Source organism: Gemmatimonas sp. (assembly GCF_044345575.1).
Lineage (GTDB): Bacteria > Gemmatimonadota > Gemmatimonadetes > Gemmatimonadales > Gemmatimonadaceae > Gemmatimonas.
In genome coordinates, this window is sequence record NZ_JBIJAW010000070.1 from 1 (window position 1) to 12,778 (window position 12,778).

9 protein-coding genes and 2 pseudogenes are annotated in these 12,778 nt (G+C 69.5%); 4 read left to right on the top strand and 7 right to left on the bottom strand.

Translation table 11 applies throughout. The annotated features are described in order from the left end of the window. On the top strand, window positions 1–692 hold a 692-nt coding region (locus ACIQ6O_RS06360; protein WP_396206941.1), incomplete at its 5' end, for a serine hydrolase domain-containing protein. Between the two features lie 84 nt (window positions 693–776). After that, window positions 777–1,006, top strand: a pseudogene (locus ACIQ6O_RS06365) (isocitrate/isopropylmalate family dehydrogenase); the annotation flags it as partial. Between the two features lie 61 nt (window positions 1,007–1,067). Here ACIQ6O_RS06365 and ACIQ6O_RS06370 read toward each other — a convergent pair. The 6 genes and pseudogenes from ACIQ6O_RS06370 to ACIQ6O_RS06395 all read right to left on the bottom strand — a co-directional run bounded on the left by ACIQ6O_RS06370 (window position 1,068) and on the right by ACIQ6O_RS06395 (window position 7,355). Beyond that, entirely contained in the window at window positions 1,068–1,136 is a 69-nt protein-coding gene (locus ACIQ6O_RS06370) for a hypothetical protein (RefSeq protein WP_396206948.1), read from the bottom strand. Continuing rightward, entirely contained in the window at window positions 1,123–2,760 is a 1,638-nt protein-coding gene (locus ACIQ6O_RS06375; RefSeq protein WP_396206942.1) for an amidohydrolase family protein, read from the bottom strand. The genes ACIQ6O_RS06370 and ACIQ6O_RS06375 overlap by 14 nt, the downstream gene beginning before the upstream one ends. Before the next feature lie 70 nt (window positions 2,761–2,830). Then, the gene (locus ACIQ6O_RS06380; RefSeq protein ID WP_396206949.1) at window positions 2,831–3,286 is read right to left on the bottom strand and encodes a DUF3471 domain-containing protein; all 456 of its coding nucleotides are present in this window, start codon (window positions 3,284–3,286) and stop codon (window positions 2,831–2,833) included. Window positions 3,287–3,328: 42 nt separating this feature from the next. After that, window positions 3,329–4,365 (bottom strand): annotated as a pseudogene (locus ACIQ6O_RS06385) (serine hydrolase domain-containing protein); the annotation flags it as partial. A 143-nt stretch (window positions 4,366–4,508) separates the two neighbouring features. After that, complete coding sequence (locus ACIQ6O_RS06390; RefSeq protein WP_396206943.1) at window positions 4,509–5,819, bottom strand: APC family permease; 1,311 nt, start codon at window positions 5,817–5,819, stop codon at window positions 4,509–4,511. 150 nt (window positions 5,820–5,969) lie between these two features. Beyond that, window positions 5,970–7,355, bottom strand: coding sequence for an FAD-binding oxidoreductase (locus tag ACIQ6O_RS06395; protein ID WP_396206944.1), 1,386 nt, complete (start codon window positions 7,353–7,355; stop codon window positions 5,970–5,972). A gap of 107 nt (window positions 7,356–7,462) precedes the next feature. Here ACIQ6O_RS06395 and ACIQ6O_RS06400 point away from each other — a divergent pair, with 107 nt between their 5' ends. Together ACIQ6O_RS06400 and ACIQ6O_RS06405 are read left to right on the top strand one after the other, a co-directional pair. Then, window positions 7,463–8,707, top strand: a complete 1,245-nt coding sequence (locus ACIQ6O_RS06400) for an ACS family MFS transporter (protein ID WP_396206945.1) — start codon at window positions 7,463–7,465, stop codon at window positions 8,705–8,707. A gap of 30 nt (window positions 8,708–8,737) precedes the next feature. Continuing rightward, window positions 8,738–10,375: a long-chain-fatty-acid--CoA ligase gene (locus ACIQ6O_RS06405; RefSeq protein WP_396206946.1), complete on the top strand. Its 1,638-nt coding sequence runs from the start codon at window positions 8,738–8,740 to the stop codon at window positions 10,373–10,375. Window positions 10,376–10,393: 18 nt separating this feature from the next. Here the strand turns inward: ACIQ6O_RS06405 and ACIQ6O_RS06410 are convergent. Beyond that, the coding region (locus ACIQ6O_RS06410; protein WP_396206947.1) for a serine hydrolase at window positions 10,394–12,778 on the bottom strand (2,385 nt) is incomplete at its 5' end.

A 12,778-nucleotide genomic window follows, 5' to 3' on the forward strand; every position in this document is an offset into this window, starting at 1 on the left:
ACGATCGCAAGCGGCGCATCACCATCCGCCATCTGCTCACGATGTCGGGGGGATTCGACTGGAACGAAAGCATTCCGTATAGCGATCCGCGCAACACGGCGGGCGCGCTCGAGGCGAGCCCGGACTGGGTCAAGTTCACCATCGACCGGCCGATGATGCGCGAGCCGGGCACCCAGTTCAACTACAGCAGCGGCGAAAGCGCGCTCATCGCACACATCTTCTTTCGCGCCACCGGCGTCGACATCGAGGAGTACGCGGCGCGCCATCTCTTTGCGCCACTCGGCATCACCCAGTGGCACTGGAAGCGCACCCCCTCGGGCGCCATCGACACCGAGGGGGGCCTGTATCTCGAGGCAACCGACCTGGCAAAGATCTGGCAGCTGTGGCTGCAGAGTGGCCGCTGGCAGGGAAAGACCGTCGTGTCGGAACGCTGGGTGCGCGAATCCGTAACGCCACACATCGCGACCAGCACGCGCGCGGGCGCCCCGCAGTACGGGTACAAGTGGTGGCTGTACAACAATCCGGTCCAGAAGGACGCGTTCATCTGGTCCGGGTCCGGATTCGGCGGCCAATTCCCGATGGCGTTTCCCGATCAGGAGATGGTAGTGGTGTTCAACGCGTGGAACATCAGCGGCGAGCCCTCGCTGCCACTGCGTCGTGTGCAGGAGCGGCTGATTCGCGCGGCGAAGTAGGCCACGCCGAGCAAGTAGCGGCCCGCATTCCCGGCGACGGCATCGGCGTCGAAGTTCTGCCGGAAGGTATGCGGGTCGTCGAGGCCGTGTGCACCATCGGCGCCGGACATCGCCGGTCGCGGGATTGCGAATCCGATCGGCATGATCAGGTCGGGTGCGCTGATGCTCGAGCACGTTGGCCACGCTGAGACGGCGGCTGAGTGTTGCAAGCCATCGAACGGATGTTGGCCGACCCACAGGCGCCGCGAACACCGGACATGGGTGGCACAGCGAGTACCGCCGACGTGGGGCGAGCGATCGCCGCGATGTTGTAATTCGGCTGCGCGGCGAAGCGGGCCCGCATTCGTTGCGCGCCGGCAGTGGCACTGGGCCTGACTACGGGGGCAACACCTTCCCCGGGTTCATGATGCCGAGCGGGACGAGCGCTTGCTTAATGATGCGCATTACCTCGAGCGCCTCGCCTGTCGCCTGCTCGCGCACGCCCGTTCCTCAACACCACGCCGGGTCGCGCCCCGGTCGGCACGCCATCTGCCACCACCGCCACTCCGTTCACGAACACCCACGGGATCCCCTCCGCATACTGGTGCGGCGCCAGGAACGTCGCCCGATCCCGCACGGTGGCGGGGTCGAACACCACCACGTCCGCCGCGCACCCCGCCCGCAGGCACCCGCGGTCCTTCAGCCCCAGGCGCGCCGCCGGCATTGACGTCATCTTCCGCACCGCCTCCTCAAGCGTGAGGACCCGCTGCTCGCGCACGTACTCCCCCAGCACCCGCGGAAACGTACCGTAGTTGCGCGGGTGCGGCACGCCGTTCCCCGGCACCGACAGGCGACCGTCGCTGGCGATCATCGTCGTCGGGTGCGCCATGATGCGCCGCACGTCCCCCTCGTCCATCAGGTGGAGGACCACCGCGGCCCCGCCGTTCAGGTACCCCTCGATCACCAGCGGCACGACCGCCTCCAGCCCAGCCCCCACCCCGCGCTGGTCCGCCCAGTCGCGGAGCGTCTTCCCGTTGAGCGTCGAGTCCCACGGCACGCTGGCGAACTGCACCCGCCGCACATCGCCACCGCCCCCGTCGTTCTGCAACAGCGCGAGGATCTCCCGCGCGATCAGCGCCTGCTGCGCCGGGACCGCCAGTCGCGCCCGTAACGAGTCGCGCCCCCCCGCCAGCGCCCACGGCGGCAGCAACACGTCAAACGCCGTCGATGCCGCCGTGTAGGGATACTGGTCCAGCATCACGTCGGTCCCCTCCGCGCGCGCCGAGTCCACCATCCGCAGCGTCGTCACGCTCTGCCCCCACATCTGCGGCCCCACCGCCTTGTGATGTGTCAGCACCACCGGGATCCGCACCCGTCGCCCGATCTCCAGCGCCTCGGCCACGCCGTCCAACAGCCCCAGCCCTTCTCCGCGCAGGTGCGAGGTGTAGATCCCCCGCGCGCGCGCGGCCTCGCCCGCCAGCGCGAGCACCTCGTCCAGCTTCGAGTAGGTGCCCGGAATGTAGATTAGCCCGGTGCTCAGCCCGAACGCGCCGTCGCGCATCCCCTGCGCCACCATCGCGCGCATGCGGGCCAGCTCCTCCGCCGTGGGCGCCCGGTTGGCGGTCCCCATCACCTGCTGGCGGACGGTGTTGTGCCCAACCTGGTAGCCGACGTTGATCCCCACCCCCAACGCGGCGGCCGAGTCCATGGTGGCCGCCAGCGGATACGGCCCGCCGCCGTCCGGTCCCCCCAGCGCCAAGGTTACGCCCTGCCGCGCGGCGCTCGTGGCGTCGGGAAGCTCCAGCAGCGGTTCGAGGTGCGCATGCAGGTCGATGAACCCCGGCGCCACCACCTGTCCGCGCACGTCGATCGTCCGGGGCGCACTCCCCGCGGTAAACGGTGTCGCCCGCACCGCCGCGATCCTCCCGCCCTTGATGGCCACATGCCCCGCGCGCCGCGGCGCGCCGGTGCCATCCACAATCGTCGCGTTGGCCAGCACCACGTCGTACGGGGGCACCGCCTGCGCGGCGGCGGTGGTGGGCAGCGCGAGTGCCGTCAGCAGCGGAAAGAGGGCGGTGAGTCTGGGCATGGTCGGGGGGCGGGGGGACTCAAGGTTTTGGAGGGCGAGGTCGGCATCACGCCGCCCCCGCCGGCGAGCATCAGCGCGGGGGCGCCGCACGGGTGAAGGTGACCGGCGTCCCGGCCATCTCCGCCACCAGCTCGCTCACCGTGCCGGTGGGGGTCACGCGGAAGCTCACGAAGAAGGGGAGCTGCGACGGGGAGTCGTACTTGCCGCGAAAGTTGTCGGCACTCCAATGCTCCAACGCGGTGGCGAGGTTGGGGCCGTGGGACATCCGCAGCGCGCCGCCCGCCTCACTCACCTCAATGGTGCCGTACAGGTTGTCCACGTAGCGCCCGGCATACCGCGCCAGCGGCAACGACGGAGTACCAGCGGGGGGGCGCAGCGAATCGGCGCGTCGCTGCGCCTCGCGGGCGCGCGCCTGCTGCGCCTGCGCGCGCACCAGCGCGTCGGCCGACCAGTCGCGCGCCGGCGCCTGGAGCTGCAGGTCGAACAGTTTGCGGGCCAGCGCCGCGGGGAGCCCGGTGCCGCTCATGTTGGTGAGGAGCACCACGCCGAAGCGCTCCTCCGGGAGTATGGCCACGTACGCGGAGAAGCCATCGGTGCTGCCGCTGTGCTGGACCACGGAGCGCCCGCGATAGTCCTCCAGGAACCATCCCAGCCCGTAGGCCGAATAGTGGGTATTGGGGTTGAAGGCCCGGGCGGCGGAGTCGATCCGGATGACGGTGTTGGGGGTGTGCATCTCCTCCGCCATGCGCCGGCTGTACAGCGTACGCCCGCCCACGGTCCCCAGCCCCAGTTGCAGGCGCACCCACTGCGCCATGTCGGTGGCGGAGGAGTTGATGGAGCCCGCGGGGCCGGCGTTGTCGATGTGGCGCCACGGGATGGGGCGCGCCACGCCGTCCACCTCGGCGTGCGGCGTGGCTCCATTGGGATGCCGCTCCATGTCGCGGTCGGTGGTGTTGGAGCCGGTCATCCCCAGCGGCGCGAAGAGGCGCGTGGAAACGAACTCCTCCCAGCGCATGCCGGCCGCGCTGGCGAGCACCTCACCGGCAACGATGTACATGATGTTCGAGTAGCCGAACTGCGACCGGAAACTCCACGTCGGGCGGAAATAGCGCAGGCGCCGGACGATCTCGGCAGGGGGAACCCCCGAGGCAAACCACACGGGTTCACCACGGGTGAGGCCAGTGCGGTGGGAGAGGACGTCGCGGACGGTGATCTCGCGGGTGACCGCGGGGTCTACATCTGAAACCCCGGCAGGTAGGTGGTGACGGGGGCGTCAAAAGCGAGCCGACCCGAGTCGGCCAGCATCGCCAGCGCGGCGGTGGTGAAGGCCTTGGATGTGCTGCCAATGGCGAACAGCGTCCGTTCGTCCACCGGCTGGCGCGTGGCGGTGCTGCGGACGCCATAGCCCTTGACGTACAGCACCGAGTCGTTGCGCACGATGGCGAGGCCGAGGCCGGGGACCTTCCAGTCAGCGAGTGCTTTGGTGACGTAGGCGTCGAGCCCGGCGAAGGGCTCACGGGGCTGCGCAGCGGCACCGCCGGCCAGGAGCGGAATCAGGGCGGCCGCGTGGCCGGTGCGACGGAGGCGATTGAGGCGGGCGGTCATGGCGATCAGGGTTGGAACGGCGGTCGGTGTTTCCGTGGGATCGGTATGACCATCGGGATGCGCTGAGCACGGACCACGGGTGCCCCGTGTCGCGAGCACCGCGTGGTCGGGTCTGAGGGAAGCCGTTGCCACCGCCGGCTCCGCTACCGGTGGGCGCGCCGGCGCCAGAGCACGTAGGCCGGTGCGCCCAGCAGTACCGCCCCGATGCCAATCACCGCCTGCCCGGGCCGAGAAATGACGGTGTTGAGCACAATGACGGCCGCTGCAAGAATGAACACGATCGGCGTGATGGGATAACCCGGCACGCGAAACGGCCGAACCGCATGTGGCCGTTTGATGCGCAACGCGATGACGGCCGCCGCGCCCAGCCCGTAGAAGATCCACCCGATGAACACCACGTACGTGAGCAACTGCTCGAACGTCCCGCTCAGCGCGAGGATGGCCGCCCACGCACAGCTGGTGATGATGGCGAATGCGGGCGTGCCGAAGGTGGGATGAATGCGCATCATCTGCGGAAAGAACACGCCGTCCCTGGCCATCGCGAAGTACACGCGCGGAACCGTGATCACGGCCGAATGCGCCGCGCTGTACATCGACACGATGATCGCCGAGGCGATGAGGTAGCCCGCCGCAGACCCCATCACCTGCGCGATCGCCTCGCCGGCGACGCGATCGGAAGCCGCCATGCGTGACACGCCAAGGGCGGCGAGATAGCCAACGTTGGCAATCAGGTAGATGAGGATCAGCGCCACGGTACCCCAGACGATCGCGCGCGGAATGGATCGCTGCGGATCCTTCGCCTCGCCGGCCACGAAGGTGACGTATTGCCACCCTTCGTACGCCCACAACACCGAAATGATCGAAAGACCAACACCCGAGGCGGTGAGCGGCTGCACCACGTGCGAGACGGGCGGGAGGGTACTGCCGTGGCCCAGCGCGAACATGACCGCGCTCATGCTGAGAATCGCGAGCACCTTGAAGCCGGTGGCCACATTTTGTACAGCGGCACTTTCACGTGTGCCGCGCACATTGATCACGGCCATGAGCAGAATCAGCGAGAGCGCGAACAGGCGCTTCGCCATCGGTGAAAGCGGAGCGAACTGCGTGAGGTAGTCGCCCGCGGCCACACACAGTGCCGCGATCGTGCCTGACCCGATCACGAAGAAGAGCGTCCATCCGTAGAGGAATGCCGGGAAGGAACCGAACGCGTCGCGGATGTAGGCATAGAGACCACCCGCACCCGGGTCCATGCCGCCCAACTCGGCGTACGACAAGGCTCCCAGCAGCGAGAGAAGTCCACCCACCAGCCAGACGGCGATCGCCACCGGCACCGACTCTCCACTCTGCGCCAGCACGGCGGCCGGTACGAGAAAGATGCCGGAGCCAATGACGTTGCCGATGACAAGCAACGTCAGGTTGCGTACGCCGAGTGTGCGTTCAAGCGTGTCAGACATGTCATGTGGTGGAGGTGGGTGCCCGGGCCGATCGTGATGCCATCCACCCCGAGCTTCTTCATGGCCTGCGCCCGCGCGCGCTTCGGCCGGCGTGTAGATGCGCGCAGAGCAATCGAACAACGGGTCGATGCACCTGCGCGACGTGCCTCATCAGGGCGGCAGCACCTTGCCTGGGTTCATGATGCCCAGCGGGTCGAGCGCTTGCTTGATGGTACGCATCACCTCCAGCGCTTCGCCGTGCTCGGCGGCGAGGAAGCGCAGTTTCCCCGTGCCCACGCCATGCTCCCCCGTGCAGGTGCCGTCCATCGCCAGCGCGCGCAGCACGAGCCGGTCGTGCAACCGCTCCGCCTCGGCCACCTCGCGCGGATCATCGCGCCGGACGAGAAACCCGAGATGAAAGTTGCCGTCGCCGACGTGCCCAATGAGCGGCGCCATGAGGAAGCTCTCGCGCAGGTCAAGCTTGGTCTCGAGGATGCACTCCGCCAAACGGGAGATCGGGACGCAGACATCGGTTGCCCACATACCACACCCGGGGCGCAGGGCCTTGTTGGCATAGGCCGCGTTGTGGCGCGCCGCCCACAGCTGCCCACGCTCCTCATGGCCGACGGCCCAGGCGAACGCGCCCCCACCCAGCTCCGAGGCAATCTGCTGCACCAGCGCTGCGTCCTCGCGCACCGACGACGCAGACCCGTGAAACTCGAGGAAGAGCGTGTCCTGTACCGGATGCGCTAACCCGGAGTACCGGTTCACGGCGTCCATCTGCACATCGTCGAGCAGCTCGACGCGTGCGATGGGGACGCCGAGCTGGATTGTGCGGATGACGGTGTTGACGGCTCCGTCGAGCGAATCGAATGAACAGACCGCGGCGGCGATGGTGTCGGGTACGCCGGCCAGGCGCACGGTGACCTCGGTGATGATGCCGAGCGTCCCCTCGCTGCCCACGAACAGCCGCGTGAGGTCGTAGCCGGCGGAGGACTTCCGGGCGCGACGGGAGGTGCGCACGATGCGGCCATCGGCGAGCACCACCGTGAGACCGAGCACGTTTTCGCGCATCGTGCCGTAGCGCACGGCATTCGTGCCGGATGCGCGTGTCGCGGCCATCCCGCCGAGAGAGCAGTCGGCCCCGGGATCGATCGGGAAGAAGAGACCGAGGTCACGCAGGTGCGCGTTCAACGTGCGGTGCGTGACGCCGGCCTGCACCGTGGCGTCGAGGTCCTCCGCGCTCACCCGCAGCACGCGATCGAGCCGCTGGAGACTGACGATCACCCCGCCGTGCTCCGGAATCACGCCGCCTTCGAGCGCCGTGCCGGTGCCGTACGCGACCACGGGAATGCGGTGTGCGGCGCACACGCGCACCACCATTGCAACCTCTTCGGTGGACACCGGGAAGGCCACCGCGTCCGGTTGGTGGGGCGCGTGCCATGACTCGTCATGGCTGTGGAGATCGCGCACGGAGTCGCTGGTGGACAGCCGATCACCGAGCAGGCGACGCAGGTCGTCGATCGCAGCATCGAGCAGCGCGGGGGCGACGCTCATGAGGGAGAAGTCCAGGACAGGTGGCTGGTTTTTATAACGACTGTTATGATAACGCGCCGACGCGACGGGCCGTAACCCTCCCGCCTCCCATCTGCCATCACGCCGACATGACTCCTCCCTCCGCCTCTTCCGCCGGCCGCTGGCCGGCGTACCAAACGGTGGTGCTTCTCTGCTTCGTCGCGGTGTTCATTTCCTACCTCGACCGCAGCAACCTGTCGGTGGCCGCCATCCCCATGCAGCAGGAGTTGGGGTGGACCGAGTCCGTGAAGGGGCTGGTGCTGTCGTCGTTCTTCGTGGGGTACCTGCTGCTGCAGATTGGCGCCGGGTGGCTGACCAACCGCTACGGCGGGCGTCGCGTGCTGGGAGCGGCGGTCATCTGGTGGTCGCTGTTCACCCTGCTCACCCCTGTCGCGGCGCAGCTGTCGCTCGCCGCGCTCGTCGCGGCTCGCATTGCCCTGGGCATCGGCGAGGCCGCAGTGTTCCCCGGTTCCTTCAACATGCTGGGGCGGTGGGTACACCCTGACCACCGCACCCGCGCCGTAGCGCTGGTGAGCAGCGGGGTGGCCATGGGCACGGTGTTCGCCCTGCCGGTCACCGGGTGGATCATCCGCGACCATGGCTGGCCCATGGCGTTCTACGCGTTCGGTGCGTTGGGGTTCGTTTGGGGAGCTGGGTGGTACCGGTTGGTGCGCGAGGGGCGCGACCCGGCGCTCCCGGACGTCGCGGACGAGGCCCCCCGCAGCGTCCCCTGGGGGCGCATCCTGAGCGCCCCTGCCGTGTGGGCCATCATCATCAACCACTTCTGCCACAACTGGTCGCTGTACGTGCTGCTGGCGTGGTTGCCCTCGTACTTCAAGACCACATTCAACGTGTCGCTGGCCAACGCCGGGCTGTTGTCGGCGGCTCCGTGGCTGGCGTCGTTTCTCATGGCCAACGCGGCCGGTGCCTGGGCCGACCGCCGCCTGAAGGCTGGGGTGTCGGCCACCCTCGTGCGCAAGCAACTGCAGTGCACCGGGCTGTTGGGCGGGGCCGCCTGCCTCTCGCTGATGCCGTTGGTCCCCTCCGCCGGGCTGGCCGCCGTGCTCATGTGCGCGGCCGCAGCGGCGTTGGCCTGCTGCATGGCGGGGTTTGGCGCCAACGGCCTCGACATTGCCCCGCGCTACGCCGACGTTATCTGGGGAATCAGCAATACCGCGGGGACGATCCCCGGCATCGTCGGCGTGTATGTCACCGGATGGCTGGTGGAGCGCACGGGCGGCTACACCGCCCCGTTTCTTGTTACGGCGGCCATCTCGGTGGTGGGCGCCGTGGTCTACCTTTTCATGGGGTCAGGGGAGCGGCAGATCGACTGACCGCCCCCGCCCCACCCGTCCCGCGCCCCCATGGAAACGCCCCTCTCCCCCCTTGAGTTCGCTCGGCGCGCGCGCGCCATTCACGCGCACCGGGAGGCGGTGGTCGACGGCGACCGCCGCTTCACGTACGCGCAGTTCTTCGACCGCGTCGATCGCTGGTCGCAGGCGCTGCAGCGTCTGGGGGTGGGACCCGGCGACCGGGTGGCGTACATCGCCCCCAACACGCATGCGCACCTGGAGGGGTACTACGCCGTGCCCCAGATTGGCGCGGTTATCGTGCCCCTCAACTACCGCCTGCTCCCTTCCGACTGGGCGTACATGATCACCCACAGCGGCAGCCGCGTGGTGTGCGTGCACGAGGACTACCTGGCGCAGGTGGCGGCCATCCGCCACGAGCTCCCGCACGTGGAGCACGTCGTGGCGCTGGAAGGGACCGCGCAGGGGTGCCTGGACTATGAGGCGCTGCTGGCAGCGGCCGACGCCGACGTGGCGCGCCCCGCCATTGCCGAGGGCAGCCTCATCGCCATCAACTACACCAGCGGAACCACCTCGCGCCCCAAGGGGGTCATGGTCACGCACCGGAACGTGTGGGTGAACGCCGTGGGCACGTTGGTGCACCACCCCATGACGAGCGCCGACCGGTACCTGTGGACGCTCCCCATGTTCCACGCCAACGGCTGGACCTTCACGTGGATCGTGACGGCTGTGGGGGGAACACACGTGTGCCTGCGCAAGGTGGACGCGGCGGGGGTATTCGGCACCGGCGCGCGCGAGCGCGTGACCGTGTTGTGCGCGGCCCCCACGGTGCTGATCACCGTAGCCAACGCCCCCGCCGAGTTGCGCGCGGAGGCCCCGCGCGGCGTGCGGGTGCTCACCGCCGGCGCGCCCCCGGCTGCCGCCACCATCGAGCGGGTGGAGGAGGAGCTGGGGTGGACCATCACGCACGTTTACGGGCTCACCGAGACCTCCCCGCTGATCACGGTCTGCGAGCCGCGCCCCGAAGACCACGGGCTCGCGCCCGACGCGCGCGCGCGGCGCAAGGCACGGCAGGGGGTGGAGCTGGTCACGTCCGGCGAGGTGCAGGTGGTGGATGACACCGGCGCGCCCGTGCCGCACGACGGCGCCACCGTGGGGGAGATCGTGGTGCGTGGCAACGTGGTGATGGCCGGCTATTACAACGACCCCGAGGCCACCACCCGCGCCTTTGCCGGCGGGTGGTTCCACTCCGGCGACGCCGCCGTGGTGCACCCCGACGGCTACATCGAGATCCGTGACCGCCTCAAGGACGTCATCATCAGCGGCGGCGAAAACATCTCCTCCATCGAGCTGGAGGGGGTGCTGCTCCGCCACCCAGCGGTGCTGGAGGTGGCCGTGGTGGGGATGCCGCACGAGCACTGGGGCGAGGTACCGCACGCCTTCGTGGTGCTGCGCCCCGGCAGCGCCACCACCGACGAGGCGCTCCGTGCGTTCGCCCGCGAACAGCTGGCCGGGTTCAAGGTGCCGAAGGGGTTCACCCTGATGGCCGAGCTCCCCAAGACGGCCACCGGCAAGATCCAGAAGTACATCCTGCGCGGTGGGCGGGACGCCATCGGGGGTGTTCACCGGCACGGCGGAGCCGGACTCGCGAGTGGCGGTGGTGACGGAGCTGGCCCACACGCGACACGTTGATCGCCGCATGCGCGTGACTCACGGCTGTTCCGGCGTGATGCGCAGCGCGGTGAGCTTCCCCTGCGGCCCCAGCGACACCACCACGCGCAGTCGTTCGGCGCCGTACCACGCGACATACTGCCGCTCCACGTCGTCCCCCACCTCGCGGCGCGCCATCAGCTCGAGGCGCGTGGGGGCGCCCTTGCCGCGTACGGCGGCGGTGAGCGCCGCGCGCATCCGCGGGAACACCGTCTGGCGTACCACCTCGAAGTCGGTCAGTTCCAGCTGCCCGGCGGACAGCCGCTCCAGAATGGCCCGCACGGCCGCCGTGGCCGCCGGCTCCCGGTCGGCAATCGGTGTCACGGGCGTGGGGGCCGGCGTGAGCGCCGGGTCCACCAGCGCCGCCAGCTGCATGGCCAGCGCGGGGGGCGCCATGGCGCGCGCGTTGGCGAGGACCACCACCGACAGCTCCTGGTCGGGGAAGTGGCTGTACTGCGTGACGAACCCCTGCCACGTGCCGCCGTGCTGCAGCATGGGGTGCCCGCCCGCTTCCTCCACGAACCAGCCGAAGCCGTATGGGTAGGGACGGCCGCTGTTGAGGCGGGTGGCCGACAGCATCAGCGCCCAGCTCTCCGGGCGCAGGATGCGCCGCTGCCGCACCGTCTCGTTCCACGCCAGCATGTCGCGCAGCGACAGGAGCATCGAGCCGTCGGCGGTGGTGTTCAGGCGCGGCGCCACCCACGCGGCGTGCTCCCAGCCGCCGGCCACGGGGAGATAGCCGTGAGCCCGATGCGGCACGACCTCCGCTTCGGTGATCACCCGGATGGTGGGCATTCCCGCGGGGGTGAAGATCCGCTCGCGCAAGAACTCGTAGTACGGGCGCCCCGTTACGCGGGTGATGATGATCCCCAACAGCACGTAGCCCGAGTTCGAGTAGTTCCAGCGCGCGCCGGCGGGGAACTCCAGCGGCAACGCCGAGGCCATCGCCACCATTTCGTCGTCGGTGTAGTCCTTGCGGTAGTCGAACCCCTCGCTGGTGTAGTCGGGGATGCCACCGCGGTGGCTGAGCAGGTGGCGGAGGGTGATGGGTTGCCAGCTGGCAGGGACCTGGGGGAGGTAGTGGCGCACCGAGCTGTCCAGCGCGAGACGTCCGTCCTCCACCAGCGCCAGTACTCCGGCCGCGGTGAACTGCTTCCCCAGCGACCCCGACTGGAACATCGTCTCATCGGATACCGGCGTGCGATGCTCGAGCTCTTCCACCCCGTAGCCACGCGCCGCGATCACCTCACCTCGGCGCACCACGGCCACGGCCATCCCGGGGACGCGGTACGTGTCCATGGCGCGGCGCACGGCGGTGTCGATGGCGGCGGTGAGGGGGAGCGAATCGCGCCGCAGCGACCACGGCAGCCGGAGCGGCGCCGCCGACGGCCACACCCGGTCCAGTGTCCCCCCGCGGTAGAGCATGCCGCCCTTCATCACATACGCCACCTGCTCGGCGGCGCGGATATCAGCCAGCGGGTTGGCGTCGAGCACCACCAGATCGGCCACCTTGCCGGGCTCGAGCGAGCCCAGGTCGCGCTCCAGCCCCAGCGCCCGCGCGCCGTTGATCGTGGCCGCCTGCAGCACCTCGTGCGGCCGCATTCCGCCGTCGGCCAGGAGGCGCATCTCCCAGTGCACCGAGAGCCCCTGCAGCTCGCCGTGGCCGCCCACCCCCACCGCCCCGCCGGCCCGGTGGAGTGCGGTGGCGCCGGCGCCGATCTCGCGGTCGTTGTAGTCCTCCTGGGGGAACCAGAGGAGGCGGCTGGAGGTCTTCTGGTACGCGGCGCCATCGGGGAACCAGCGGGCGACCCGGGCATTTTCGTGCACTCGTTCGGTGGCGAACAGGCGGTATACCGGGAGTGCCCCGCCAAAGGCCACCACGAGCGTCGGGGTGTTGGTGATCCCCGTGCGCGCCAGCAGCTGCACGACGTCGTCGCGCATGGGGGCTTCGGGGATGGCGTGTTCCAGGCCGCTGAAGCCGTCGATGGCGTGGGTGAGGTCCTCCTTCCCGTCGGACCCCCCCTCGGTGGTGGGCATGAGCCCCATCTCCCGCGCCGCCTCCACCAGCCACTGCCGCTGCTGGCGGGTGCCGGTCCAGTACGACTTGAGGTACGCGGTGCCGTATTCGTCGCGGTAGCGGCGCACCACGCGGCGGGCGTCGTCCAGCGACTTGAAGTTGGTGGCCGAGCCGATGCCGGGGCCCGTGGAGTAGATCCGCGGGCTGGGCACCCCGTCGGCCTCTACCATTTCCGCGAGCGCCAGGAAGTCGGGGGTGTTCTGCGGGTCGCGGATGGTGGTGACGCCGAGGGCGAAGTTGGCGAAGCCGTTGGACGACTCCGGCTGCAGCAGCGGCCCCGAGGCGAACCAGTGCGCGTGCAGGTCCAC